The organism is Corynebacterium lipophilum, from assembly GCF_024102595.1.
GTDB classification, from domain to species: Bacteria; Actinomycetota; Actinomycetes; order Mycobacteriales; family Mycobacteriaceae; genus Corynebacterium; species Corynebacterium pseudogenitalium.
In genome coordinates this window covers 1-26,308 of record NZ_JAEUWV010000023.1, presented here as the reverse complement: position 1 = coordinate 26,308, position 26,308 = coordinate 1, and the positions used below count along the sequence as shown (strand labels likewise).

Sequence of the window (26,308 nt, the reverse complement as noted above, 5' to 3'; positions counted from 1 at the left end):
AGGCACACATGCGTGAACGCGACCAAGCCAACTCACCCGACGGCCGGCCGAAAGTCTACGACACCGGCATCGACACCGACTTCAACCCCTCCTGGGCCATCCGACACGGCTGGGCAGGACGCTCATAACCCCAGCACAACACCCCACAACCCACCCATCCCAACCCCTGAAAAAGCACACATTTTGTCACTTAAGTCGACACGCCGAGAAAAGCACACATTTTGTCACTTAAGTCAATCCGTCAGGAGCCCTCTGTGCCGCCCCATTACGAGATAAATAGGCAGACCCCCGAACTGCCGGCTCCCGTGGCGTTCCTTCGTTGCCGCCGTCCTCGCAATCAGTAAGCAATGCACCGAAAACCTGCGCCGCGTCGTTGGAGCGTCGCAGTTCCGTTTGGTGCAGGATTTTGCCCCCCAGTGCACCAGCTAGTGCACCAAATGGCGATCCGATCACAAAATGAAGAAGACCCCTACCAGCATCTGCACTGGTAGGGGTCTCATCTTAGTAGCGGGGGCAGGATTCGAACCTACGACCTCTGGGTTATGAGCCCAGCGAGCTACCGAGCTGCTCCACCCCGCGTCGGGTGATGTTGAATTTTCACCTGCTGCCTTAACGGGCAACGAGTGATAACTATACGCACGACCCTTAAAAACACCAAATCCCCTGCGCACCTCACGGATTGGCAGGGGATTCAGGCTGTCACACGGGAAGGGCTACATGCTCTGGTATTCCTTCACCGCACGGTCGAGCGCGTCGAGCGCCTTGCCGTACTCCTCGAAAGAGCCGTTGCGCGCGCCTTCCAGGTTGCGCAGTGCGTCGTTGATGTTGTTCAGGGCCTCATCCTTGTTACCGGCAGCTGCTGGTGCTGGGGTGTCGGTCTTCTCACCATCGGCTGGTGCTTCCTCGGCAGGCTTCGTGTTGCCTTTGTCGTCAACGATGTCGATGTCCTGGGCGGCCTCAGAGTGAATGCCAACCTGCTTGAGCGCCTGGGAGATCGTCGGAGCGTAGCCAACCTGGCCGCGGTAGAACACGAGCACGCGCAGCAACTTCGGGAAGGCGGACGCCTGGTCCTTGCGCTGCGAGTAAATCGGCTCCACGTAGAGGATCTCTCCCCCGCCGACCGGCAGGGTGAGCAGGTTACCGTTCTTCAGGTCGTTGGTGCCCTGCCACAGGGTGCGGTCACGCGCCACCTGGTCGGAGGACATCAGTGCGTCCTGCGCCTGCTTCGGGCCCTGGGTCTGCGTGTTGGTTGGCAGCACGCGAACGGTGATCTGGCCGTAGTTCTCCGGGTCGGAGGAAACGGACATGTGCGCGGACAGGAACTCACGGTTCAGGCCACGGAACGGCGTAATCAGCTGGAAGGAAGGCTGGTTGGTCTCCGGGTCGCCGGCAACCACGTAGTACGGAGGCTGGTTGAGCTCCTTGCGGCCTTCCGGCGCGGTCGGGTCGTTCGGCACGGACCAGAAGGCGTCGTTGTTGAAGAACACGCCTGGGTCGTTCACGTGGTAGCGGGCCAGCAGTTCGCGCTGCACCTTGAACAGGTCCTCCGGATAACGCAGGTGGTCGCGCAGCGAATCGGAGATGTCGCTTGCCGGGCGCACGGTGTCCGGGAACGCACCCATCCACGCCTTGAGCACCGGGTCGTTCTCGTCGAACGCGTAGAGGTCCACCGTGCCGTCGTAGGCATCAACGGTGGCCTTGACGGAGTTGCGAATGTAGCCGACGTTGTTGTTCAGCAGACGCTGCGTAGTGCCGTCCGGGTTCAGTGCGTCCTGCGTCGTATCGGTCAGGGATTCGCGCGTTGCGTACGGCAGCTGGGACAGCGTGGTGTAGCCGTCCACGATCCACTTGATCTTGCCGTCGATCACGGCTGGGTAGGTCTTGGAGTCCGTGGTCAGCCACGGCGCGACCTTCTCAACGCGCTCGCGTGGGTCGCGGTCGTAGAGAATCTTCGACTCTGAGCCAACGCGGTCAGACAGCAGGAACTTCAGCTCCTGGTACTTCGCGGAGTACGCGATGCGGTTGACCCAGTTGCCGATGTTGACGCCACCTTCTCCCTGGTAGGTGTAGGTGGAGCTGTCCGTGTCGTACTCGACGGGGCCCTGGCCGTTATCACCGACGATGGCGTAGTCTAGCCCGTCGTTCGCGGAAGCGATCACCGGGCCGTAGTAGACGCGGGGCTCGTCGACCTGGATGCCCAGCTCGTCCGCCTGGTCCTTCTCAGCAGCGATCGCGTTAGTCTGCAAATCGGAAACGGTGAAGATCGGCAGGCCACCACGGGTGGAGCCTGCGTCCTGCGCGGCCTCGTCAACGCGGTTCGCCTGCGCTGCAATGAAGCCGTTGCCGTGGGTGTACACGGTGTGGCGGTTGATCCAGTCACGCTGGTTTTCGCGCAGCGCGTTCGGGTCCATCTCACGGGCGGCGACGACGAAGTCGCGCATCTTGCCCTCAACCTCGTAACGGTCCATCGCCAGCTGGTCAGGGAAGCCGTAGAAGTTACGCAGCTGCTGGTTCTGGGTAAAGGTCGGGGAAATGATCTCCGGGTCCAGCAGGCGAATGTTGCTGATCGTCGCGGCGTCGTCCGCGACCTTGTCGTTGGAGACCTTTTCCGCGCCCCAGTTGTCCTGGTACTTCACTTGCTCGTCCGTCAGGCCGAACGCGAAGCGGGTGGCCTCAATGTTGCGGGCGATGTACTCGGATTCCTTCGACTGGCGGTTCGGCTTGACCGAGAACTGCTCCAGCAGCGCCGGCCAAACGCCCCCGACCACAAGCGAGGACACGAGCATCAGCACCGCAGCCATCACAGGAACTCGGAAGTCCTTATATACAACGGACGCGAAAAACGCCGCCGCGACAAGCACTGCGATGACTGTCAGGATCACCTTGGCCGGCAACGAGGCGTTGACCGTGGTGTAGGACGCACCGGTGAAGATGTCGTTCTGCGAGTACAGGAGGGTGTAGCGCTCCAGCCAGTAGCTGACTGCCTTGAGCACCATCCACAGGCCGGCAGTCACAGCAAGCTGCACGCGAGCGGCCGTCGAAATGTGGCCCGGTACCCCACTGACCTTGTTGCCAATGCGGATGCCGCCGAGCAGGTAGTGGCCCACCGCGCCGACGATGAAGGCGACGAGCAGGAGGAGTGAGAGGCCGTCGATAACCGCGGTGATACCCGGCAGCGCAAAGGCGTAGAACCCGAGGTCCTTCCCAAACTGCGGATCATTCACACCGAAGGATTCCCCGTTGAACCACAGCATGAACGTGCGCCACAGGCGCTGCCCTGCCAGGCCAGAGAAGATCGCGACCACCACTGGAACCCACACCAAGAGCGTGCGAACGCCCTGCTGCAGGTTCACCTTGGTCCGCGTGTCGCCGACAACGGCTTCGAAGCTCAAGGCTTCCTTCGTGCGGCCCCGCCACGCACACCACGCGGCGAGATAGGTGATCAGCGCGCCGACGGCGGCGAAAATTACAAACAATGCCACTCGCGCCACGATGACGCGGTTAAAGACCCCACGGAAGTCAAGCTCCCCGAACCAAAGAAAATCGGTGTAGAGACCGATCAGGATCGGGATGAAAAACAGCAACACACCGAGCACACCAATCGTGACGGCGAGTCCGGAGTTCTGCTTTTTCGCGTGGGGCTGTGGCTGGCTAAGGCGGGTGGCCAAATCCTGCTCCTTCGAAATAGTCTTAGTACGCGTATTAAGGTTCTACCTTAAAAAGTGTAACGCCTGAACTGACAGAAGGGTTCCCGTGCTCAACCAACAAGCATTAAATAAGGCCATGTCCGAAGCCGTCGAGTTCGTGCACGCGGAAGGCTGGGACCAAGGGCCAACGCTCTTCGCACTCGTGCCCTCCTCCCTGCTTGTGGACGAGCTCGAGCAACTCGAGGTTGACGACGCCTCTTCGCCCCTGACCCTCGTCGTGCAGGACAACCTGCCGGAAAACATCCGCCCCGGCTCCGAGGAGCTGGCGGAGTACGTGGCGCGTATCGCCTGGCCGCACGCGGTGGAGGGTGCCGTGCTGGCGCAGGAGATCATGTTCCGAGACACCAGCAGCGACGACCCTTCGCCGCGCCCGGCGCGCCTCTTCTCCGGTGTGCTGCGCGAGGAGGGCATTGAACAGACGCTGCTGCAGATGCGCCTAACCGAGGAGGAGCTTGAGGAGCGCGGCCTGTTCGCCCAGGATGATATTGAGCTTCGCGGCGGGCCTAACGTGGCGCCGAATGTGATTGCTGCGTTACGCTACGGTTTGGAACAAGACCCTGATGAGCTGTCCTAAGAGGTTAAAGGAGCACAAGGTGGCTACATTTTCGAACGTTTGGCGTCGGCGCGTCGGTACGCCAGCGGTGCTGGCGATGGCGCTGGTGGTAGCCACCGCGTGCGGTGGCAAGGACGAGCCGTCGGAAGATCCGACCACGACGGAGGCGCCGACCACCTCCGCTGAGACCACGGAGTCGCCTTCGCCGTCGGAGTCTGAGTCTGAGTCCGCGGAGGCTACGACGGAGGGGACGTCGACAAGCACCACGAGCAGCGCAAAGAAGGACGATAACGGCGTTGCCGAGGTCGCCAAGCAGTTCTCGACGCTCGCTCCGCCCGAGTTCTTCGAGAAGCTGGACAGCTGCACCCCGACCGGCCTGCCAGACGCATTCGACTGCAGCAGCTCCGAGATGGGCCAGTTCCAGTTCATGGAGTCTGAATCCGTCGCCACCACGAGTACGCAGGTGCTCACCGAGCTGCGCTCGAGCGAGGTCGTGGAGGACACCGGCCGTTTCGTGGTCGGCTGGTCCACGGTTGGGTCCTCCGCCGTGGTGACCGTCATTGATAATGACAAGGGCCAGATTATGAAGCAGCTGCTCACCATGGACCGCGAAGGCCCGCGCGAACACATCTACAAGCTCGGGCTGGCGAAGCGCCCGGAGGGCGCCACCACCCCTGCGGAGGCAACCACCTCCACCGAGTCTGAGTCCTAGCTGCAGCTGCGCACCGGCTGGCCGTGGGCGAACGCGTCCATGGCCTTCACGGCGTCATCAAGCGTTTTGACTGCCGCGACCTGCATCTCCCCGCTGTCCGTGCGCATGACTTCCGCGCAGTTGCCCTCGGGCGCGAGGAAAAGCTCCGCGCCTGCGTCGCGGGCACCTGCGATCTTATGGGAGATGCCACCGATCGGGCCGACCTCCCCCGACTCATCAATCGTGCCGGTGCCGGCCACGAACTTCCCGCCGTTGAGCAGGCCCGGCGACAGCTTATCGATCACCGCCAGCGAGAACATCATCCCGGCACTCGGCCCGCCCACATCGTTAAGGTTGTAGGTCACCTGCACGCCGTCGGCCGGAGCGGACGTCATCAAGATCCCCAACATGGGCACCTTCTTATCCTCCGGATTCGCGCCGAGGGTGATCTCCTCCGTGTGCGGCGTGCCGTCACGCAGCACGTCGACGCTGAGCCGGTCGCCGGGGGCGTGCTCGCGCACGATCTGCTGCACCTCCCGCGGCTGTGAGACGTCCTTCCCCCCGACCTTCGTGATGATGTCTGCTGCCTGCAGCGCACCGCCTGCGGCGCTGCCCTCCATCACCTCGTGAACCACCACTGTCGTCGGGCGGCCGAGGTAGTTCATCGCGGCGATCGTCGCCGCCGACTCCGAAGCAACGAATGCCTCCTGGTTGCGCTGCTTCATCTCCTCCCGGTTCGTATTCGGAGGCATGATCCGCTCCAGCGGCACAATCGTGTCATCCGTGGTGATCCAGCGGGTCAGCGCCTGCACCAGCGTCATATTGGTACGCACGGACACCGTGGTCATGTTGAGGTTGCCCTCCGTTTCGTCGGAGTCCGCGCCCTCGATCTCAACGACGGGCACGCCCTCAACATCGCCGAGCGTGTTAAACGTCGGCCCCGGCCCCTGCGCCGCGTACGGCACGGCCAGGGAGATATCGGTGCCAGGAATATGGTCGAGGCTCAGCGCCGCGGCCAGCACCGCTAGCGGAATGGCACCCCACACAATCGTGGCGAGGCGGCGGCTGCGCGGCTGTGCCTGTGCTTGTTCTTGCTCGGCGTTCATCACGCCCACAAATCTTAGATGTTCGCCCACAGCGTTGCGATTTTCCAGCTTGCAGCCGACACAACCTGCGCACACGACTGTAGGGTGGTGCCTATGAGTAATGGATTCGGATTTACCTTCCCCAACAACGACAACGACGGTGACAACGGTGACGACGAGCGTCGCAACCAGCAGAACAACCCGTTCGCCGCGTTCGGGTTCGGGGGCAACGTTGGCGGTGGCCAAGGTGGCTTGGGCGATATTTTGAACCAGTTCGGGCAGATGCTCTCCGGCATGGGCTCGACGATGAACGCCCGCACAGAGGGCGAGTCCGTGAACTTCGAAATGGCGCTGCGCATGGCACGCCAGCACGTCGGCGACAAGGCTGCGGTCTCCGCGGGGGATCGCACCGCGGTTGAGGAGTCTGTACGCCTCGCCGACCTTTGGCTTGACGACGCCACTACGCTTCCTTCCGCGAACGCCCAGCCGCGCACGTGGAATGCGGACGACTGGCTGGTTGAGACCATGCCGATGTGGAAGCGCCTGGTCAACCCCGTTGCGGAGCAGATGAACCGCGCACAGCGAGACACCATGCCTGCCGAGGCCCGCGAGATGATGGGCCCGATGGTCGGCATGATGGAGCAGATGAACGCCATGAACTTCGGCGTCAAGCTCGGCCACGCCCTCGGCGACCTTGCCGAGCAAGCCCTGACCGGCTCCGACTTCGGCCTGCCCGTCGCACCAGCAGGGTTCACGGCCATCTTGCCGAAGAACGTCACCGCCGCCGCCAAGGGCCTCGAGATCCCCGGCCAGGAGGTCCTGGTCTACATCGTGGCTCGCGAGGCCGCCCGCCAGCGCCTGTTCAAGCACGTGCCGTGGCTCGTCGAGCGCCTCGTCTCCTCCGTTGAGGAGTACGCGGCAGGCCTGGAGATCGATACCTCGCAGCTCGAGGAGATGGCCCGCGGCCTGAACCTGGAAAGCGGCGACCCGCAGGCCATCCAGGAGGCGCTGCAGCAGTTGGAGGGCGCGGACCTCTCCCCGCGCGTGACCTCCCGCAACGCGTCCGCAACCGCCCGCCTGGAGACGCTGCTCGCGCTCGTCGAGGGCTGGGTCGACGTCGTCACCGACGCTTCCCTGGCAGACCGTATCCCGTCGACGCCGCAGCTCGCCGAGGCGTGGAACCGCCGCCGCGCAACTGGTGGCTCCGCCGAGCGCGCGTTCGCGAACGTCGTCGGCATCGAGCTGGGCGCCCCGAAGGTCCGCGAAGCCGCCGAGCTGTGGCGCCGCGTCGAAACCGCCGTGGGTCAGGTCCGCCGCGACCAGATTTGGGACCACCCGGACTTCCTGCCGGCCCCTGAGCACCTGTCCAACCCGGCGGCGTTCATCGACACCCTGCTGGACGATTCCTCCGACGACAACTTCGACGAAGAGTTCGCCCGCCTGGAAGAGGAGCTGCGCAAGAACGACGAGGACTAGCCTTCCCCGCCGAACCGCTGGTAGGCCTCAAGGTAGCCCTTCGCGCGTTCCGCGAGGGGCGCTTTGTCTGCCCACTCCCAGAATGTTGGGCCGTGCCCCGGGATGAAGGTGTGCGTCAGCTCGTGCACGATCACCGCGTCGAGCACGTAGCCCGGCACGTGCTGCAGCCTGTCACTGATCCGAATCGTGCCCGTTGACGGGGTGCAGCTTCCCCACCGCTTCGTCTGGTTCGACACCCACCGTATCAAGCCCACCTTCGCCCGCCCCTCAAGCACCTGCTCGTTGAGCACCTCCGCGCGCGCCTGAAGGTCGGCGTCGCTGACGTGCTGATGGCGAGTCTTCCTGCGGATCTTCCGCAGCATCTCGGCCACCGCCTCGCGCTCCTCGCGCTCGCTGAACCGGGCTGGGATGCGTACTTCCACGACGCCGTCGATAAGCCAGGCCTGCACTGTGCGCGTGCGCCGCGGCGAGCGAATCACCCGATACTCAAACTCCGACTCCTGCATGCCGAAGATTGTATGCTGTACAACCGACACAGCTACATGGGTATCAGGGGGAAGCATGTGTAACCAGTCAGAGTCTGTCATTCAGCTGGCCATGGGGGTACAAGTACTCAGCAGGGGCCCGCACGCGCTGCAATTCGGGCTCGACGCCACGCGCAGCGGCATCATCGAAGTCGGCGACGCCCGTGCGGTCGCCGCGGTGCTCGACTCACTGTCGGCCCCGCGGCCACTGCCCGAGGTGGTTCGGCGGCTTGCGGTTTCCATGGACGCGGATGCCGCGCGCAGCCTCATCCAGGACCTCATTGCCTACCGCGTCCTCGTCGAAGTCTCCCGCCCGGAGGTACTGCTGATCGGCACCTCAACGCTTGCGAACACGCTGGTAGAAACACTGCGTGCCAGCGGCATCCACGTGCGCTCCCCCGAGCCCACCCAGCCACTGTCCCGCTTTCTTTTCGACGCCCCCTCGCCCCTCCCGCTCATCATCGTCGACCAGGCGCACCGCACCCGGGCGCTTGCCGCGTACACCCGGCACCGCACCGGCCCCGTGCTTCCGGTCCTGCAGATCGACACCCGCGTCCTCATCGGCCCCTACGCCGTCGGTGTGGAAGGCCCATGCCTGATCTGCCGCGAACACTACCTGCTTGAGCGCGACCCACAGTGGGCAGCGATCGCCGCCGCGGCACCCGCCGGCGTGCGCAACCCGGACCCGGTCGTAATCCAGGCAGGCGTGGCCGCCGCAGCAACCATGACCAGGCGGATCTGCCAGCTGCCGGACCCGCCGGGCGTATCCGCCCCGGACCCCCGCACCGGCGACACCCTGCTTGTGGACCCCTTCAACCGCACCCCACTCAAGACGCTTCACCTGCAGCCACACCCCGACTGCCCGCTGTGCTTCTAGGTGGTTTGTCGCGGCTAGCGGAACTCCGCCAACGTTTCCAGAACCTCGGCGCCGTAGCGCTCCACCTTCACCGGACCCACCCCCGACACGGCGAGCAGGCCCTGTTCGTCTACCGGCATGGTCTCCGCGATGGCGAGCAGGGTGGCGTCGGAAAACACCATGTAGGCGGGCTGCTTCGCCGCGCGCGACGTCTTGAGCCGCCAGCGCTTCAGCGCCTGGTAGACGTCCTCGTCGATGTCGGCGTCGCAATCCTGGTGTCGGCCGAGCGCCTTGTCCGCCGGGGCGAAGAGCACGTTGCCGCACACTCGGCAGCGGCGGGTCTGCTTCAGTCGCTGCGGGGTTTCCTCAGCCTCAAGCTCGGGCACCAGCCCGTCCAAAAAGCGCGAGCGCGACCGCGACTTCCTGCCGCCCTCCTGTCTGGCCAGCGCCCACGACAGCTGCAGGTGTTCCCGGGCGCGCGTCACGCCGACGTAGAAGAGCCTGCGCTCCTCCTCGATGTTCTCGTCGCCCGCCTTGATCGCGTGCGAGATCGGCAGCGTGTTTTCCACCAGGCCAACGAGGAAAACCGCGTCCCACTCCAAGCCCTTCGCCGCGTGCAAGCTGGCAAGCGTGACCCCGTCAATCGCCGGGGGCTGCTTCGCCTCCGCGCGCTGACGCAGCGAACGCAGCACATCCTCCAGGCTCGAGGCCTCCTTCGTATGCACGATCTCCTCGATGAGGTCCACAAGCGCGCGCAGCCCCTGCCAACGCTCCCGTGCCTGGGCACCCTCCGGCTCCGTCGGCGTCAACCCGAGCGGCGCGAACGCCGCCTTCGCCACCACCACCGGGTCATCCGGCAAGTCGTGGCGCCTGGTTGCTGCGACGAGCGCCTGCAGCGCCTCGCGGATCTCGCCGCGCTGGAAGAAGCCCTCCCCACCGCGCACCTGGTAGACGATACCCGCGTCCGCGAGCGCGGCTTCAAACGCCGCCGACTGCGCATTAATCCGGTACAGCACCGCGATCTCCTTGGCAGGTACCCCGGAATCAATCAGGCGCTGTACCGCCGCGGCGACCTCGCGGGCCTCCGTCGGCTCGTCGTCGTAGGCGTGGAACGTCGGCTGCGGTCCGGACTCCCGCATACCGATCAGCTCAAGCCTGGTGCCCGCAGCCCTACCCGTCGCGCGCGAGATGACCGCGTTGGCCAACTCGGTGATTTCGGGCGTCGAGCGGTAGTCGCGCTGCAGCTTCACCACAGTGCCGTGCTCGTAGGTGCGCGAGAAGTTCAGCAGGTAGTCCGGGGTCGCGCCGGTAAAGGAGTAAATCGTCTGGTTCGCGTCCCCCACCACCGTCAGGTCATCGCGCTGCCCCAGCCAGCCCTCCAGCACCCGTTGCTGCAGCGGGGTCACGTCCTGGTACTCGTCAACCACGAAGGACTGGTACTGGGAGCGGAACTCCTCCGCCACCGCGGGCGCGTTCTCCAGGGCACCCGCGACGTGCAGGAGCAAGTCGTCGAAGTCGATGAGCATGCCTTCCGGGCTCGTCTTCGCTTCCTCGTACAGCCGGTAGACCTCCGCGACCTTCTTCGGATCCGTCGGCGGAGTTCGGTTGGTATCCGCGATGCGGTCCACGTAGTCCTGCGCGCCGATCACGCTCGCCTTCGCCCACTCGATCTCCCCCAGCAGGTCGCGGACCATCTCCTTATCCGACTCCAGCCCGGCTGCGCGAGCCGCCCGCCCCACCAGCGGGAACTTGTTGTCCAGCAGCCGCCACGGCAGATCCCCCGCAATCTGCGGCCAGAAGTAGCGCAGCTGCCGCATCGCCGCCGAGTGGAACGTGCGCGCCTGCACGCCGCCAATGCCCATCGTGCGCAGACGGTCGCGCATCTCCCCTGCCGCACGCTGCGTAAACGTCACCGCCAGCACACGGTTCGGGCTCACCGTGCCCTGGTCAATCATGTGCGCGATGCGGTACGTAATCGTGCGAGTCTTACCCGTCCCGGCGCCGGCCAGGATGCACACCGGGCCACGAGGAGCGGTCGCTGCAATCCGCTGATCCTCATCCAGCAAGCTCAGATCTACAGCCACTTACGTTCCTCTCCGTTTCTCGTTGAACTCTCCACGAGCCCATTGGTCAATCATCCGCCGCGCAATCGTCCCCGGCACCGCCAGCGTGACAGTGTCCAGCTCGTCGCGGCGTAGCCAGCGCAGCTGCGTCAGTTCCCCGTCCAAGGGGCCCACAGCATCAACATCACTTGTCGACGCCACCATCCCCAACATCAGCGCACCCGACAGCGCCCACGGCTGCGACCCAACATAGCGCACCACCCCGACACGACGCCCCGTTTCCTCCCACACCTCACGCGCGAAGGCGTCCTCGATGGTCTCGCCGACATCGATGTATCCCGCGATCAGCGTGAAGTAGCCCGGGCGGCGCGCATTTTCCCCCAGCAAAATCCGCTCCCCATCCGTCGACTGCACCACCCCGATCACCGACGGGTCAATGCGAGGAAACAACGGTTTCCCGCTCGCACCACGCGCAACGATGCCTGCCTCACCCCAGGTGACTTCGCTGCCGTCGCGAGGGTCGAAGCGCAGCTGGCGCTGGTTGCGCAGCAGACCGAACCCGCGCGCAACAAGATAGTCGCTTGCATGGCTGCGGCAAGTGCCGAAGCGCTCACCCATTGCCTCAAGCTGCGCCTCGCTCACCAGTACCGCCCACACATCGTCGTCGACGTGCACCGTGTTCTCGGCGTGGGGTTGGGCGGAGTGGGCGTCGAAAAGCGTGGGCGTGCCATCGGCTCCAAGCACAAACCTGCCGGCGGCATCGAAGGCAATGAACCGCTTCATAGGCCGCCTACTCCGTCGGGCGCGTGCGCTCAGTCAGCGGGGTCGGCTGCGTCATCTGCACGAACAGCAGCCGGTCGCCGGGCTCAACCGTCTCGGCCTCCGGGGCGTCAATGCGGTAGAGCTCGCCGGAGCGCACCACACCCAGCACAATGTCGGCGAGGTGACGCGGGTTCGCCCCGACCTCGTCGTCCGCGATCGGACGCTCCGCAACCGCGAAGCCCTCGTCCGGGCTGAGCAGGTCCTCCATCATCTCCACCACAGGTGGCGTGACCGTCGCAATGCCCAGCAGGCGGCCCGCCGTTTCAGAGGAGACCACCACCGAGTCCGCGCCCGACTGCATCAGCAAGTGCTGATTCTCACTCTCACGGACGCTGGCAACGATCATGGCGCTCGGCGCCAACTCACGAACAGACAGCGTGACCAACACCGCGGTATCGTCCGAGGACGGCGCCACCACAACTGAGCGCGCACGCGCCACACCCGCGACCTTCAGTACGCTCGAGCGAGTGCCGTTGCCGTGGACGGTGACAAGGCCGCGCTTCTCGGCGTTCGACAGCACCACGGCGTCATCATCAACAACAACGATGTTGCCCGGCGCGGTACCGCCCGCGAGCAGCGCATCCACCGCGGACCTGCCCTTCGTGCCGTAGCCGATAACGATGGTGTGATTGCGCACTGTTCTCCTCCATTGCTGAATCTGTAGCGTCTTGCGGGAATCCTCCGTCAACACCGACAACGTCGTACCGACCAAGAGCATCAGGAATGCCACACGGCACGGCGTGATGACCAAGATATTCATCAGGCGCGCGCTTTGCGTCACCGGCGTGATGTCGCCGTAGCCGGTCGTTGAGAGCGAAACCGCCGAATAGTACAGGGCGTCGATAAAGGTCAGTGGCTCGGTGTACCCCTCTTTGTCGAAGTAGACCACCGTCGCCACGGCCAACACCAACATGGCCGCGTAGCCGAAGCGCCTTGCCATCAACGCCCATGGAGTGGTGCGTTCCGCCGACGGAATCCGAACGACATCCAGCAGGGTGTGCACCGGTATTTCCGACGGATCCGCATCCGCACGGAACCGGTCACTCCATGACAACGCAAACGGCAGTTTCACTCCGCTATCCTTCCTCGCTACTACGGCGTGAAACTGTACCGGAAGTTGCGCCGTTTGCTGCATCTTCCAACAACTTCGTCAGCTGCTGCGCATCCGGAAGCTCCGTCGCGGTGAAGTCCTTTCCGTCGCGGACATAGAAGAACACGGCCTTCACTGGGCGGCCGTCGTTAGCGATTCGCTTCCACGCCTCCGTGTACACGGCAAGCTGCAGCTTCGCTGCCTCCATCGCCGCACCCACCGGGCGGTTGCCGGTCTTCCAGTCCACCACGACCCAGCCGTCGCCGTCCGCAAAGACCGCGTCCATGCGGCCGCGCACCACCGCCTTGCCGAGCGCCAGCTCAAACGGGCACTCCACGTGCGTCGGCGTCTTCGACGCCCAGTGGCTGCTCTCGAAGTTGGCTTTCAGTCGCTTGAGCGTCGAGGGATCTACCTCAAACTCGCCCATGCCCGGCAGCTCGTCCTCAGTGAGCAGCGGGTGCGCACCGTAGAAATCCTCGATCCACTCGTGGAATGCGGTGCCGCGCTTCGCGTACTGGTTCGGCTTGAACGGCACCGGGCGACGTGCCCGGCGCGCGAACTGTTCCACGTCCGCCTGCATGGCCACCACATCCGAGGCGGTCAGCTCACCAGGCAGCATGACGGGCACGTCCGGCGACTGCGCCGCCTTGTGCTCCTCAATGAGCGCGGTGGCGTCGCGCTCCCACAGCTCGTAGAGTTCGCCGGCCGCGGGCGCGATTTCAGTCTCGAGCGCGCCCCTGACCAGCTCACTCGGGCGAGTGGCCTGACTACTGGCAGCGTGCGCCGCTTCGTAGGACTGCACAGGCCACGTGCCGACGGCCACCTCCGGCTGCTGTACCGTTTTCTCCGCATCCTCGTCCTCGACCTGCTCCGGCAGCTCGAGGCCCTCGAACGCCGCGAAGTGCTCGTACGGCCCGTTCGTATTCTTTTTGCCGCCCAGAGAGATGTTCGACCCGGTAAGCAACAGCCTGTTTTCCGTACGTGTGATAGCCACGTAGAACAGGCGCGCCTGCTCCTCAGCGAGATCCTCGCCGATGTGCTTGCGCCACGCATTGGCAGCGTTCTTAAACTGCGTGCGGTGCTCTACCTCTGCGAACTCCTCGTAGATGTCCGGGTCACCGAACGTCTCAGGCTGCAGGAATGGGATCTGGGCGAGGAAGGTCTCAATCTTTGAGCTGTAGGTGTCCTTATCCGCGTGCAACACAGCGACGGTATCCCACTCCAGGCCCTTCGCCTTGTGCACCGTCAAGATCTGCACGCGGTCCCCGCGCACGGTGACGTTGCCCGGCGCAAGCCCGTCCTCCTGCTGCTTCGCCAACTCGAAGTAGTCCAGCAGCGCTTCCACGCTCGTGCCCGGGTACTCCTCGACGTAGTGCAGCAGCTGGTCCAAGTGCACCGTGCCTGCCGACGAGCGCCGCGCCAGCACCTCAACGCGAATACCGAAGACCTCGATGATGTCCGCGAACAAGTCACTGAGCCGCTTGCCCAGCGAATTGCGCCGCAGCTGTCGCAGCCGCGACGCCAGCAGCTGCAGGCGCTTGTAGCCTTCCTCGCTGTAGCGCTCTGGCTCGCCCAGGTCCGCCACCGCGTCCGCCAGGCCCGCGGGCTTCGCCGACTGCATCTTCAGCGCCTCCGCCTCGAGTGCAAGCTGCGTCAGCTCCTCGATGAGGCGCTCCTCCGGGTCCGCGGGCACTGGCCTGGCTGCTTCCTCCTCCGCGGCTGGGCCGTCCGCGCGGGCTTGCAGGTTCTTGGCACGCGCGGCGAGCGCCTCCATATCCGCCAGCCCGAGCCCGACCGACGGCCCACCCAGCACGCGCAGTGCCGCCTCAGAATCCTCAGGGCGGACCAACATCGTGGCCACAGCCAACGTGTCCTGCACCTCCGGGGTATCCAGCAGGCCGCCGAGCCCCACGATCTCATACGGCACACCACGGGCCTCAAGCGCCTGGGCGATCGGCTGCGCATGCCTGTTCTTCCTGGTCAGCACCGCGGCCGAGAGCTTACCGCCCTGCTCAAACTGCTGCTGCAGCGCGTCGGCAACGAACTCAAATTCTTCCTCCTCCCGCTGGAAGAACTGCATCTCCACGTCGCCTGCCGCAGCGTCCTTGCGTGGCTCCAGAGGCGCGACGGCTCGATCTTCCCCGCTGCCAAGGATCGCGGTGGAGACCTGGTTCGCCATCTCAAGCACCTTGCTCGGGTTACGCCAGGAGATGGTGAGCTGCTTCTTCTGCGCCGGTACACCGCCCGCGGCAGGGAAATCCTCCACGAATGCCGCGAGGTTTTCCGACGTCGCCCCGCGCCAGCCGTAGATTGCCTGCATCGGGTCGCCCACCGCAGTCACCGTCAACGTGGGGTCCTGCCCCTCGCCGAACAGGCTGCGCAGCAACACTCGCTGCGAATGCGAGGTGTCCTGGTACTCGTCGAGCATGACCACGCGGTACTTCTGCCGCTGCGCAGCACCGACGGACGCGTGCTGCTCCGCGAGCGTGGCCGCAATGTTCATTTGCTCGTTGAACGTGACCACACCACGCTCACGCAGCGCCGCGTTAAGCTCTTCAACCAGCGGCAACATCAACTGGCGCTGGCGCTGCTTGTTGCGCCACCCCGTCATGGTCTTGCAGAACTCGGTTTTACTCCGCGGCGACTTCGGTAGCGATTCCGTCTCTTTCAGGAAGATCTCCGCGGCCTCGTAAATATCGTTTGGGTCTGCCAGGGCGTTGCCCATCGCCGTGGTGAGCTTCAGTAGGTCCTCCACCACTGTGCTCATCGCGGGGGCAGGGGCACCTTCCGCGATGAGTGGTTTGTTGTAATTGCTCACGACTTCGACGGCGATCGCGTGCAGCTCAGCCTGCGTAATCAGGCGCGCGTCCGGCTCCACCGGGACGAGCAGCCCGTAGTCGCGAACGAGCTCGCCCGCGTACGAGTCATACGTAGCAACAGTCGGCGCGATAACCTCCAAGCTTTCCGCCAGCGCGCCCGAAGGATCAAGCTCCCGTACGAGCTCCCGGTGACGAGCCAACGCCTGCAGCCGGTTCCGGATCCGCTGCCCCAGCTCGCGGGCCGCCTTGCGGGTAAACGTCAAGCCGAGGACTTCCTCCGGCCGCACATACCCGTTGGCGACGAGCCACACCACGCGGTCCGCCATCGTCTTCGTCTTGCCCGCACCAGCACCGGCCACGACCAGCATCGGCCCCGGCTCGGCACCAATCACGTCGGCCTGCTGGCTACTAGGGGGAAATGCGTCCCCGAGCGCCTGGAAGAGTTCCTGGGGTGTGAAATCAGCCATTGTAAATCATCGTCCCTTCGATCTGGACCGGGCACAGCGCGCGCACAGCGCAGTAATCGCAGTGCTTGCCCGCCTGCGCTTCGAGTTGCGGCCCTGTTGTCTTGCCGGGCAGCGGTGCAATGAGTTCGGTGAAGTACTCGAGTTCTTCCTCTTCTTTGCGCGGTTGCTCGCGCGTGGTTGCGGCGTTCGTTCCGTGCTTCGAGTACACGAGCGCCGCCCCACCAACGTCCAGGCCTTCTTGCCCATCGGTGGACCTCACAACGCGAAGATCGTCGCCCTCACCGATGAGCTGCCCGTGGCTCAGCGCAAGCTGGTACGCCATAAGCTGCTCGCACTCCTTCGCGCTATCTACGGAGAGCATCGTCGAGCCAGTCTTCAGGTCAACGATGTGCACGCTGCCGCTTTCTTCCTTATCCAGCCGGTCGGCTCGCCCGCGGATATGGACGTCTTCTGCGACCTGGACGGAGATCGGCACCTCCATGCCCACAACCTCGAACTTCTTCGCGCGATTTTCCCACCACTTGTTGGTTCGCTCCAGCATCGCCTCGAAGTCGCGGACTTGGGCCTCGGCCTGCCACGCGGGGGCGTCAACAATCGCGCGGTACGTGGCCAGCGTGTGCATCCGCGCCTGCTCTTCCGGCACGCCTCGGCCGAGCGCCTCGAAGTAGGCGTGCACGATCGATCCGATCACCATCGGCATCGAGCTATCAAAACCGAGAGTGCGCTCGAGCACCGAGCTCATCGGGCACTTCAACAGCGCCTCAATCCTCGACGGCGACAGCGAACGTTGCCCTTCAACGGGCTCATTCGTCGAAGGCTCCGTGGTAGTCCACCACTGCTCCGGGTCCGCAAGCGGCACCCCGGCCTCCACCAGCCGCGCAATCTGGCGCGCGGCCTGGCGCCGGTCTGCCTCCGTACTGTGTTCCTCGTCCGCGAGTGTGCGGCGTAACTCCCCCAGGAAATCATCGCGGGACAGTACGCGCACAACCGTAGCCTCCGCACCGTCATCCCCAGCCACGGCGTCCTCCGCGGACAGCGTCACCAGCTGCGGGGATATGCCGGTTTCCTCGCAGAGCTCCTCAATGAACCGGGACGGCTCGATGACCTCCTCGCCGTCAGTCTGGTCGACTGCCGTGACCAGGACGCGCTCCGTCGCGCGGGTCAACGCCACGTGGAACAGGCGACGCTCCTCCTCGAGGCGCTCACGCAAGTGCGACACCGGGGTGGCGGGATCCACGTCGTGGTCAACCAGGTCCACCAGATCCTGCTGGCCGAAAATCGAGCCGGTCTCGCCAAGGCTCGGCCACTCGAGGTCCTGCACACCAGCAACGACAACACGGCTAAACTGCCTGCCCACCGCGCCGTGCGCGGTCAACAGCGCCACTGCGTCCGGCGTGGCCGCTCGGCGATCGCGCACACCGGTGGGCAGTTCCTGCTCCAACATGCTGTTCACGAACAGCTCGAGCCCACCCTGCGTTTTACGCTCGGTGAAGTCACCGGCGGCGTCGAATAACGCCATGACCGCATCCAGATCCCGGTCAGCCTGCGAGCCCGTCGTGCCGCCCCGAAGCGCAACCGCAGTGAGGTGATCTGCCAAACCCGTGGCGTTCCACAGCGCCCACAACACCTCCTCGACGCTGCCGTCAGCGTCGTAGACCTCCCTGGCGGCATCCAACACCTGGCGGATGCGGTGCAGCATCTGCAGCTCACGGTCAGTGAGTACCTCGCCGAAATCCGGCAGCTCTGCCTTGGAAACAACAAGGTCACGCAGCGTTTCCTCCGCACGCGCCTCTGGTTTCCAACGCCGCAGGCCGCGCAACAGGCGGCGCAGCGTCACCGGGTCCGTACCACCGATGGGCCCAAGCAGCAGGTCACGCCACTGCTCAACCGTCAGCGGTGTGTACAGCGACTGCAACCCAAGCAGCAGCGAGGCAACAATGCGTTGCTCGCTGAGCACCACATCCGTCGGATTCAGGGCTACCGGCACGCCCGCGTGCAACAGCGCGCGGCGGAATGGCTCAATCATCCCTGACGAACGCACAATGACCGCCATATCCCGAAACGCGACCTCCTCCTCGAGGTGCGCGCGACGAAGTGCGTCCGCCACCGCCGCGAGCTGCGCCGTCGGCGTCTGCGCTAGCGCCACCGAGACCTCCGGCGCACGCCGCGTCTGCCCCAAGTCAATCACCGTGTGCTCAAGGCCCCCCAGCGTGGCAAAGAACTCCGGGCTTGCCCCGCGGAACTGGTAGACGGACTGATCCAAGTCACCACCCACAACCCCGAGTGTGGCCCCCTGCAGCAGGCGCTGCACGAACTTTGCCGCCGCGGGCGAGAGATGCTGGGCGTCGTCCACAATCACGGTGTGCCACGTCCGTCCCAACGGCACGTCGAGCGCCCTGGCAATCAGCTCGGATGCCGAGTAACGCACCGTCCCGGTCAGCGCCATGACCTGCTGGTATTCCTCCAAAAAGTCGCCGGCCGCGCTCCAAATCCCCTGCCCGTAGCGGGCTCCGAGCACCTTGAGCTGCTCAGCGTCCAGCCCGCGCTCGATCGCGCGCAGCAAAAAGTCACGCAGCTGGCGCGCAAAGCCCACCATCGGCAATGCCGGGCGCAGCTCCGCAGGCCAGCTCCCCCGGCCATCCTCAACATGCCCCTGCAGCAATTGGCGGATGACCGCGTCCTGCTCCGCGCCAGAAATCAGGCGCAGCTGTTCCTGCTGCTCCCGCAGCACGGCAAACGCCAGGGAGTGCACAGAGCGCACCATCGGGCCGTCGGCAACAAAGTCAGTATCAGCGAGCCGCTCCGAAATCTCCGCCCTGATCCGCGCGGCGGACTCCTTCGAATCCGTCAAGAACAAGACGCCCTCCGCGTCCGACTGCCGCTTCGCCGACGCCACAAACGTATCGATGAGAAAGCTGGTCACCCCCGAACCCGCCTGGCCGGTTACCTTCCATAACCCCTCGGTGGGAAGTGGCTGCGACCACGCTCTATCGTGCGCTTGGTGTTCGCGCGGGACTAAAAACGCGCGGGGTGTGGTGGACTGCTGGTCATTCATGCCCACCATTGTGGCATGTTAGCGGGACATAAGGAGCTCGGAAACCTCCGAAAACTTCGAACGCGCGTTCGCATTCTGGAACGTTCCGTCGTGCTGCGCCATCCGCATCCGGAAATCCAACGCGCGCCCCGCCAGGAACACAAGGTCCGGAATGTGGGACCAGCGCTCGACGATTCGCGGATCGACAGCCCCGGCGAGCAGGGCGTCGACAATTACGACGGCAGCCGAATACCCCCTCGGGCGAAGCCGCGCCGAAGGTACAAGATCCGTCAGCACGGGCGCGGCGTAGCCCGAAAACAGCGTGTGGGAGAGCACATCCACGTGCGCCACACACAGCCCCTCAGCACTGGCATCCTCGTGCCCCTTCCACGCGCCGCGATCCGCCTCTGCGATCACGTCAGAGCTATCGCGTTCGGGCAGCTCCTGCGCCACCTCGGCCTGCTGCAGCGCGCGCTCCAGCGCAAGCGCCGCCGCCACGGCCTCATCCACGCGGGCCGCCGGCGCACCCGGCGAGAACTCGTTGGCCACGAAGCCAGCCACCACGAAGCGCCCGTCCGTCGCACGCACCGGACGCGCAACGTGCACCCCCTCAAGGTGGTCAGCGATGCGCTCACGCACCTTGCCCGACCACGCCGCCGTCGGCGCAGCCTGCGAAATCACAATGCGCCCAAATTTCTTCGCCTCACCCCAGGCAGCATCAGGTGTCGACGCCGCCTCCCCATCAACCTGAAACGCCGACAACACATGCTCGGGAATAGTCACAGCGCAGCTCGCCTTCCTCTCGTCGCCTGTTTATAACTACAACAACTACAGCACTTACAACACTGCCGGGCGCGGGTACGGCCACGGGTTCGACCTGCAGGTGTCCTGGTTATCCGGGTACACCTCTTCCTTATCAAAGGAGTACAGCTGCGCATTGTTCAAGCTCAGCGTCTGCTGCATCATCACCGGCGCCAGCACGCCATTTTCCGGGCACGGCTCGTGGTGCGCGAAGCCGAGCGCATGGCCAACCTCGTGATTGATCAGGTACTGGCGGTAGCGGCCCAGATCCCCCTCATACGGCGCAGCACCCCGGACCCAGCGGGCCTCGTTCAAAATGACCGTGTCCTCGCCGGTCACGCGAGTGCGGCAGCTGGTCTCCATTTCAAGGTGCACGCCGCACAGCTCTCGCGTTGTCGCCGCGGACGCGAGCCGAATCTTCAGCGATGGCTCATCGGCCGCCGTGACGTGTTCAAACCGGAAGCGCGGGTCGTTGGTCCAGCCACGGGGGTCGCTCAAGGTGGCGTCGACAAGCGCGGCGACAGCCTCATTGCCCCCGTACAGTGCCGTGTCGAGCCCATGCTCCACCTCAACAACGAAGCGAACCGTGAGCTCATCCCCCTTGCCAGCCTGCATCCCAGGGTGGCCAACCTCGTAGAAGGTGCCTTCCCCAGTCTCCGTGAACGGACCTCCCGGCGGCAACTGCAGTACGTCCTGCTGGCCTTCCGGCAGCACACTCACCGTGCGCGAGGCCTCGTCACCGTCAGGCTGCTCGACCGCGCTGTCACCAGCGCTTCCCGCAAACACCTCCCCATCGGGGTTTTGCAGCATGTTCACAATCACGAACACCGTCAGCACAGCCAACACCGGAATCGCGTAGGCGCGCCACCCGTACTCGCGGGCGAAGCGCACAAGCCGACCCTCCGCTTCCGGGTCTACCGCGGTGAACTCACCGTCGTCCTCAAAGTCCCAATCCTCGAAAACGTCGGTGTCGTGATTGTTCTTCATGGTCGTAAATGTAGCGGGTTTTAACGCATGAACCCAACGGAACGAGCCTGCGCAGAGCCAAGCTCAACGTACGCAATCTTCTCGGTGCACACCAAGTACTTCTTACCCTTGTCATCCTCCAACGTCACCGTCGGGGTCTGATCCTCAATCGCCTGCTTCACCGTATTGAGCACATCCTCATGCCCCTCAGCAATCGCGATGGAGAGCTCACGTGCGGTGTCTGCAAGACCGATCTTGATATCCATATGTTCGTTTCCGTCCTTATCGTTGTTCATCTTCACGGATGTCAATCCATTGTAACGGCCTACAGCTAAGATGAGGGCGTGTCCAAATCAGCTGCTAGAGAACAGTCACCCGATTTTCATGAGCTAGGGGTCGCCGCCGAACTCATCGATGCCCTCGAGGAGCTCGATATCCATCGCACATTTTCCATCCAGGAACTTGCGATCCCCCTCGCGCTCGACGGCCGCGACATCATCGGCCAAGCCCGCACGGGAATGGGCAAAACCTACGGCTTCGGCATCCCGTTGCTCGACCGAGTATTTGACGACGCCACCATCGCCGAACTCGACGGCACACCCCGCGCCCTCGTGGTCGTCCCCACCCGCGAGCTCGCCGTGCAGGTCGGCGACGACCTGGAGCGGGCAGCGAAGTACACCCCGGTGCGCGTCGCCACCATCTACGGCGGGCGGCCCTACCAGGAGCAGATCGACGCACTACACAAGGGCGTCGACGTCGTCGTGGGCACGCCCGGCCGCCTCATCGACCTCTACCACCAGGGCGAACTGCAGCTCGACCACGTGGCGATCCTCGTCCTCGACGAAGCCGACGAGATGCTCGACATGGGCTTTTTGCCCGACATCGAAACGCTGTGGTCCGCCCTGCCTGACCAACTGCAAACGATGCTGTTCTCCGCGACCATGCCCGGCCAGATCCTGCAGCTGGCGCGCTCCAAGATGAACACGCCGATCCACATCCGCGCCGAGCAAGGCGAGGAAGCCGCCTCCACCCACGAAAGCACCAAACAGGTCGTGTTCTACGCCCACCACATGGACAAACCCGAGGTGCTCGCGCGCGTCCTGCAGGCCAACGGCCGCGGCAAAACCATCATCTTCACCCGCACGAAGCGCTCCGCCGCGCGCGTCGCCGACGACCTCGGCCAGCGCGGCTTCTCCGTCGGCGCCGTCCACGGCGACCTTGGGCAGGGTGCGCGCGAGGCCTCCCTGAACGCTTTCCGCGAAGGGGACGTCGAAATCCTCGTCGCCACGGATGTTGCAGCACGCGGCATCGACGTCGACGACGTCACCCACGTGATCAACTACCAAGTCCCCGACGACCCAATGACCTACGTCCACCGCATCGGCCGCACCGGGCGCGCAGGCCACTCCGGCACCGCCGTGACCATGGCCGACCTCGACGAAACAGCGAAATGGGAAGCAATCAACGAGGAACTTTCCCTCGACAAGCCCCAGCCCCCAACGTGGTTTTCCACCTCCGAAGAGCTCTTCGAGGCCCTGGACATTCCGGACTCGGCTTTATCCACGGTGGGCAAACCGCGTAAAGTGCTCGGAGCACGCCCGCAACGCTCGGGCGAGAGAACACCCTCCACGAGACGTGGAACGAACCGCTCAGGAAGGAAACGGCGTTGAGTCAGCCCCTACGTCGCACCCGCAACGACTTGATCGCGACCGCAGTCATCACCGCGATCGCGATCATCCTCCTTGCCATCGCGTTTTTCACCGCACCGATCCGCAGCTCTCACCTGGAGCCGGCGGCGGAGGAATATGAGAACGCGGGACGCCTCGCCGTCGTCCCCTCGAAGGTCGAGGAAGCCTTCCGCCTTCCGGACACCTCCCCCGGCGTCCAACCCGTGATCGCTGCAGGCATGATCATCACCTACAACGACGGCACCATCACCGCAACCACGCCGGCCGGCGACACCGCCTGGACCTACAAACGCCCGAACGAGCTATGCCTGCTCGGCCATGCGTGGGACAAGATCGTCGCAGCGTACCGCGACAATGCTGGCTGTGGGGACGTCGTCACGATTAACGCGCTCACCGGCGAGTACGCGGGCACACGCTCCGCCATCGCACCCGAGGTAATTACGCGAGTGCAGTCCAACGACCGCGTCGGCTACGTCAGCTCCCACCGCGTCGAGTTGTGGCGCTCCGACATGGTCAAGACCGTCGAATACGGCTACAACGAGGCCCCGCAGGAGCCGGACATGCAGCCAGAGTCCTGCACCATCAACTCCGCGCTGACCCGCACCGACCTGCTGGCGACCACGGAGTACTGCGACGACGGCCCCAAGCTCAAGTTCCAGAACACCACCCCCGAGGACTCCCGTGAGCCCGAGATGTACGAAAGCGTCGACATCTCCGAGAACGCCTACCTCGTCGCGGTGTCCCAGGACGCGGCCGCGATCTACGACCCAGACAGCCACAAAGTCCGCACCTACGACAAGGACGGCAACGACCTCGCCGCCTCCGAAATCCCGCCACTGGATGGCCCGCAGAAGATCGACCAAATTGTCGACGTCCTCCCCGTCGCCGACTTACCCCACCACATGACGTACCACGAAGGCGACACCCTGCTGCTCATGGAACCCTCCCGCCTGAGCGTTACCGGCGTGTTCCAGGGCGCGCTTGGCACCGGCTTCCCCGCCGGCGAGCGCCTGCTCTACGCCTCCGACACCGGCATCGCCGTCGCCAACTGGGACGACAACAAGGTGGAGAAGATCATCCCCGTCGATCGTGGCGGATACACCGGCCCCGTTTACATCGACTCCGCCGGCACCACGATCGTAGAAAAGCGCGGCGAGGAGATCGTCGTTCTCAACACGAACCTCTCCTAACGCCGCGCACCCCGACCCCGCGCCCGTCGCTAGTTAGCTGTTAGCTCTGTTAGCGGCGGGCCTTTTTCAGTTCATACATCGCCTCTTGGTAGGCCGCTGACGCCGGGTGGAACACCGTAATCAACACGAGCACCGCCGAAAGCGCCGTCGCCGCACTGAGTAGGTGCGCGCCCCCGAGGAACATATAAAACGCCACACCGAGCAGGATCGCCTCGATGAGCACGATCGCGCCCGAGCCCCTTGGCCGTCCCCGCAGCGTCGAGATAGCCACAAACGCGACAAAACCGAAGACGATGGCAAGGAACACCGCCGTGCCCAACGCCACGTAATGGCTTGCTTCCGCGCTCGATTCAATGCTGCTATCGCTAATGCCTTCAATCTGGGCGTAGATCAGCATGATGATGTAGCCGAGCATCGCCAAGCACTGCAGCAACACGACGACCGCTCCGAACCGCAGCATGCCCGGAACGCCAGTGTGGGCCAATGAGTTTTCTTTGCTGTTCACACAACGGAGTCTAATGATCAGGGGCAGATTCCGACACCAATTGCGGTTTGGGCAATTGACGATTTGACCTTAGCGAACACATATGTCAGCTAATTCTTTTCTTATATATGCAGCTCAGGGAGCTAAGAGCGTTCTATCACAGGAAACTCACACCACATATGAGCGGCAACAATGAATACAATCCATATGATTCCAATCACACTTTTGCCCAGAACCCTAGCGGAACGGCGAAATACATGCCATCATTTTCGAGTAGCAAAAATTACGGGCTGGTGTCACAGCCCTTAACCCTAAGTCACCACAGGGTTAACGCCAGGTCTGGAAGTGGAGTCCCGCACGATGCGGAGCACTCGCCCGGGCAATGGAATCAAACTTAGTTTGCAACACGCCCCAAAAGGGTTGTGAATGTGGTGCGCAAAAAATACATAGTCACGAAACATTTTTGATCTTGAAGGAGTACTTATTATGGATTGGCGCCACGAAGCCGTTTGCCGCGACGAAGACCCAGAACTCTTCTTCCCTGTCGGCAACTCCGGCCCTGCACTCGCTCAGATCGCCGAAGCCAAGCTTGTTTGCAACCGCTGCCCAGTCACTTCCCACTGCATGAAGTGGGCACTGGAGACCGGCCAGGACGCCGGCGTCTGGGGCGGCCTCTCCGAGGAAGAGCGTCGCGCCCTGAAGCGCCGCAACAAGGCCCGCGCACGCAACCGCGCACGCCTGTCGGCATAGCCTCCTTAGGCTTTTGCCGGTGCCTCTCGCAGAATTTCCTCGGGGGATTTCACCACACTGCGGCAACAACGATAAACTGAATACTTCGTAACTAGGTTTGCACCTAATTCATCGCATTTTAAAGGAGGCACCATGAGCAAGCGTGGCCGTAAGCGTAAGGACCGTCGCAAGAAGAGCGCGAACCGCGGTAAGCGTCCAAACGCATAAGAACGCGAACACTCCCCATCGGCAAGGACCTTGAGCCCACCCGGTGGGGAGTTTTTCGTGCCCTGGTCCGCTGGCATTGCGGGGTGTTTTGGTTGCCTGTGTGGTGGCTGGGCACCACATTCCTACCGCATGCAGACGCGACCAGCAAGCTCTCGCAACGACGGGCCTCAAAACCCGGAATTAGGTGCGCCACCTGCTGATGCCCCGCGCGCCACTAGAAAATAGTTCCCACGCCCGGGAACCATTTTGTGTCTGGGGCCGGTTCCGGTCGACCAGCACCGGCGTTTCTCCAAGTCGCGACGACTGTCTACGAAGATTGTTCCCGGTTTCACTGATCTTCGGGGAACTATCCCGAACCCCGCACAACAACAAAGAAGGGGCCTGTGCCACCAGGAACACTCCCGGTATCACAAGCCCCACGGCCCACTACCCTTTGTTTAGAAGTGCAGACCACCAGACATCGCAGCAGCAACACCACCACCAATTAACAGCAGCAGCACCACAATCGGAGCAACAATCGCCGCGATATTCGTCTCACCAGCAGGCGCACCACTTACATCACCAGCACTCGGTGCTGGACGCTGCGTGGTCAACTGCGAAGACTCATGCTTACCAGCCTTCGCCGTCGTCGGGGCAGCCTGCGCATCCGGCTTCGGCGCACGCGATGCACCAGCCATCGCCTCACCATCAGCATCCGCATCCATGACCGCGGCAACATCAAACCGGCCAGCAAAGGCCTGCGAGCCATCCTCATTGACCACACGCACATCCAACGGCAACGACGACGTCTTAACCACACCAACACTGATTGGCAGCGCAACCGTCGCCTCGCCTTGACCAGCAACCGTGACAACCTGCTCGGCCTTCCCCGACGGGTAGACAACCTCAACACGCATCCGGGCCGCATCCAACCCAGGATTTTGAACCTTCAAGCTCACCGTATTCTCACCACGGTGAAGCTCAGGGTCACCTACAACAGCAACCTTCGCGCTGCCCTGCGCGGCCTCAGCTTGCTGCATCGCTTCCTGCTGGGCA

At 63.9% G+C, this 26,308-nt stretch carries 21 protein-coding genes and 1 tRNA gene; 8 read left to right on the top strand and 14 right to left on the bottom strand.

From position 1 onward, the window contains the following. Positions 1–505: 505 nt before the first annotated feature. Together JMN37_RS10340 and JMN37_RS10335 are read right to left on the bottom strand one after the other, a co-directional pair. Positions 506–579: transfer RNA gene (locus tag JMN37_RS10340), tRNA-Met, on the bottom strand. Between the two features lie 134 nt (positions 580–713). Next, complete coding sequence (locus JMN37_RS10335; RefSeq protein WP_071572890.1) at positions 714–3,668, bottom strand: UPF0182 family protein; 2,955 nt, start codon at positions 3,666–3,668, stop codon at positions 714–716. A gap of 115 nt (positions 3,669–3,783) precedes the next feature. On the opposite strand from JMN37_RS10335, the gene JMN37_RS10330 reads away from it, so the two are divergent. Both JMN37_RS10330 and JMN37_RS10325 read left to right on the top strand, forming a co-directional pair. After that, positions 3,784–4,281 (top strand): PPA1309 family protein, encoded by a 498-nt coding sequence (locus JMN37_RS10330; RefSeq protein ID WP_071572889.1) that lies wholly within the window; start codon positions 3,784–3,786, stop codon positions 4,279–4,281. A gap of 19 nt (positions 4,282–4,300) precedes the next feature. Next, positions 4,301–4,972: a hypothetical protein gene (locus JMN37_RS10325; RefSeq protein WP_143110532.1), complete on the top strand. Its 672-nt coding sequence runs from the start codon at positions 4,301–4,303 to the stop codon at positions 4,970–4,972. On the opposite strand, the gene JMN37_RS10320 is transcribed toward JMN37_RS10325, so the two are convergent. After that, positions 4,969–6,057, bottom strand: a complete 1,089-nt coding sequence (locus JMN37_RS10320; RefSeq protein ID WP_252932080.1) for a YlbL family protein — start codon at positions 6,055–6,057, stop codon at positions 4,969–4,971. The genes JMN37_RS10325 and JMN37_RS10320 overlap by 4 nt on opposite strands. 93 nt (positions 6,058–6,150) lie before the next feature. Here JMN37_RS10320 and JMN37_RS10315 point away from each other — a divergent pair, with 93 nt between their 5' ends. After that, positions 6,151–7,512 carry a zinc-dependent metalloprotease gene (locus JMN37_RS10315; protein WP_252932078.1) on the top strand — a complete coding sequence of 454 codons (1,362 nt, stop codon included), beginning with the start codon at positions 6,151–6,153 and terminating at the stop codon, positions 7,510–7,512. Here JMN37_RS10315 and JMN37_RS10310 read toward each other — a convergent pair. Next, on the bottom strand, positions 7,509–8,018 hold the full coding sequence (locus tag JMN37_RS10310) for a M48 metallopeptidase family protein (RefSeq protein WP_252932077.1): 510 nt from the start codon (positions 8,016–8,018) through the stop codon (positions 7,509–7,511). The genes JMN37_RS10315 and JMN37_RS10310 overlap by 4 nt on opposite strands. Before the next feature lie 55 nt (positions 8,019–8,073). Here JMN37_RS10310 and JMN37_RS10305 point away from each other — a divergent pair, with 55 nt between their 5' ends. After that, positions 8,074–8,913: a hypothetical protein gene (locus JMN37_RS10305; RefSeq protein ID WP_252932074.1), complete on the top strand. Its 840-nt coding sequence runs from the start codon at positions 8,074–8,076 to the stop codon at positions 8,911–8,913. A 14-nt stretch (positions 8,914–8,927) separates the two neighbouring features. Here JMN37_RS10305 and JMN37_RS10300 read toward each other — a convergent pair whose 3' ends face one another. The 8 genes from JMN37_RS10300 to JMN37_RS10265 are packed head-to-tail and all read right to left on the bottom strand — an operon-like array spanning position 8,928 to position 21,250. Further along, the gene (locus JMN37_RS10300; RefSeq protein ID WP_252932073.1) at positions 8,928–10,976 is read right to left on the bottom strand and encodes an ATP-dependent DNA helicase UvrD2; all 2,049 of its coding nucleotides are present in this window, start codon (positions 10,974–10,976) and stop codon (positions 8,928–8,930) included. Further along, on the bottom strand, positions 10,977–11,738 hold the full coding sequence (locus JMN37_RS10295) for an NAD(+) diphosphatase (RefSeq protein ID WP_252932071.1): 762 nt from the start codon (positions 11,736–11,738) through the stop codon (positions 10,977–10,979). Between the two features lie 7 nt (positions 11,739–11,745). Next, a complete protein-coding gene (locus JMN37_RS10290) occupies positions 11,746–12,843 on the bottom strand; it encodes a potassium channel family protein (protein WP_176754828.1) in 1,098 nt (365 codons plus the stop codon). Between the two features lie 10 nt (positions 12,844–12,853). Further along, positions 12,854–16,153, bottom strand: a complete 3,300-nt coding sequence (locus JMN37_RS10285; protein WP_252932069.1) for an ATP-dependent helicase — start codon at positions 16,151–16,153, stop codon at positions 12,854–12,856. Further along, positions 16,146–19,208: an ATP-dependent DNA helicase gene (locus tag JMN37_RS10280; RefSeq protein WP_252932067.1), complete on the bottom strand. Its 3,063-nt coding sequence runs from the start codon at positions 19,206–19,208 to the stop codon at positions 16,146–16,148. Before JMN37_RS10280 ends, JMN37_RS10285 begins: the two co-directional genes overlap by 8 nt. Before the next feature lie 18 nt (positions 19,209–19,226). Continuing rightward, entirely contained in the window at positions 19,227–19,970 is a 744-nt protein-coding gene (locus tag JMN37_RS10275; RefSeq protein ID WP_071572881.1) for a hypothetical protein, read from the bottom strand. Between the two features lie 54 nt (positions 19,971–20,024). Further along, positions 20,025–20,975, bottom strand: coding sequence for a DUF3152 domain-containing protein (locus JMN37_RS10270; RefSeq protein WP_083329465.1), 951 nt, complete (start codon positions 20,973–20,975; stop codon positions 20,025–20,027). 20 nt (positions 20,976–20,995) lie between these two features. After that, positions 20,996–21,250, bottom strand: coding sequence for a DUF3107 domain-containing protein (locus tag JMN37_RS10265; protein WP_252932079.1), 255 nt, complete (start codon positions 21,248–21,250; stop codon positions 20,996–20,998). Between the two features lie 48 nt (positions 21,251–21,298). On the opposite strand from JMN37_RS10265, the gene JMN37_RS10260 reads away from it, so the two are divergent. Together JMN37_RS10260 and JMN37_RS10255 are read left to right on the top strand one after the other, a co-directional pair. Next, positions 21,299–22,624 carry a DEAD/DEAH box helicase gene (locus tag JMN37_RS10260; protein WP_071572880.1) on the top strand — a complete coding sequence of 442 codons (1,326 nt, stop codon included), beginning with the start codon at positions 21,299–21,301 and terminating at the stop codon, positions 22,622–22,624. Then, positions 22,621–23,832, top strand: a complete 1,212-nt coding sequence (locus tag JMN37_RS10255; RefSeq protein ID WP_071572879.1) for an Rv3212 family protein — start codon at positions 22,621–22,623, stop codon at positions 23,830–23,832. Before JMN37_RS10260 ends, JMN37_RS10255 begins: the two co-directional genes overlap by 4 nt. Before the next feature lie 49 nt (positions 23,833–23,881). Here JMN37_RS10255 and JMN37_RS10250 read toward each other — a convergent pair whose 3' ends face one another. Further along, the gene (locus tag JMN37_RS10250) at positions 23,882–24,337 is read right to left on the bottom strand and encodes a hypothetical protein (RefSeq protein ID WP_252932065.1); all 456 of its coding nucleotides are present in this window, start codon (positions 24,335–24,337) and stop codon (positions 23,882–23,884) included. Positions 24,338–24,802: 465 nt separating this feature from the next. On the opposite strand from JMN37_RS10250, the gene JMN37_RS10245 reads away from it, so the two are divergent. After that, positions 24,803–25,066, top strand: coding sequence for a WhiB family transcriptional regulator (locus tag JMN37_RS10245; protein ID WP_070362936.1), 264 nt, complete (start codon positions 24,803–24,805; stop codon positions 25,064–25,066). Between the two features lie 132 nt (positions 25,067–25,198). Further along, the gene (locus JMN37_RS11480; protein ID WP_100227335.1) at positions 25,199–25,273 is read left to right on the top strand and encodes a 50S ribosomal protein bL37; all 75 of its coding nucleotides are present in this window, start codon (positions 25,199–25,201) and stop codon (positions 25,271–25,273) included. 437 nt (positions 25,274–25,710) lie between these two features. Here JMN37_RS11480 and JMN37_RS10240 read toward each other — a convergent pair. Next, positions 25,711–26,308, bottom strand: a 598-nt coding sequence (locus JMN37_RS10240) for a hypothetical protein (RefSeq protein ID WP_252932063.1), incomplete at its 5' end; no start/stop codon positions are given.

What these genes read in the sequence shown, in the direction of transcription:
- JMN37_RS10280 (WP_252932067.1), bottom strand. Translation starts at nt 19,208, where the DNA reads ATGAATGACCAGCAGTCCACCACACCCCGCGCGTTTTTAGTCCCGCGC.
- JMN37_RS10315 (WP_252932078.1), top strand. Translation starts at nt 6,151, where the DNA reads ATGAGTAATGGATTCGGATTTACCTTCCCCAACAACGACAACGACGGT.
- JMN37_RS10310 (WP_252932077.1), bottom strand. Translation starts at nt 8,018, where the DNA reads ATGCAGGAGTCGGAGTTTGAGTATCGGGTGATTCGCTCGCCGCGGCGC.
- JMN37_RS10245 (WP_070362936.1), top strand. Translation starts at nt 24,803, where the DNA reads ATGGATTGGCGCCACGAAGCCGTTTGCCGCGACGAAGACCCAGAACTC.
- JMN37_RS10265 (WP_252932079.1), bottom strand. Translation starts at nt 21,250, where the DNA reads ATGAACAACGATAAGGACGGAAACGAACATATGGATATCAAGATCGGT.
- JMN37_RS10295 (WP_252932071.1), bottom strand. Translation starts at nt 11,738, where the DNA reads ATGAAGCGGTTCATTGCCTTCGATGCCGCCGGCAGGTTTGTGCTTGGA.
- JMN37_RS10305 (WP_252932074.1), top strand. Translation starts at nt 8,074, where the DNA reads ATGTGTAACCAGTCAGAGTCTGTCATTCAGCTGGCCATGGGGGTACAA.
- JMN37_RS10285 (WP_252932069.1), bottom strand. Translation starts at nt 16,153, where the DNA reads ATGGCTGATTTCACACCCCAGGAACTCTTCCAGGCGCTCGGGGACGCA.
- JMN37_RS10270 (WP_083329465.1), bottom strand. Translation starts at nt 20,975, where the DNA reads ATGAAGAACAATCACGACACCGACGTTTTCGAGGATTGGGACTTTGAG.
- JMN37_RS10330 (WP_071572889.1), top strand. Translation starts at nt 3,784, where the DNA reads ATGTCCGAAGCCGTCGAGTTCGTGCACGCGGAAGGCTGGGACCAAGGG.
- JMN37_RS10320 (WP_252932080.1), bottom strand. Translation starts at nt 6,057, where the DNA reads ATGAACGCCGAGCAAGAACAAGCACAGGCACAGCCGCGCAGCCGCCGC.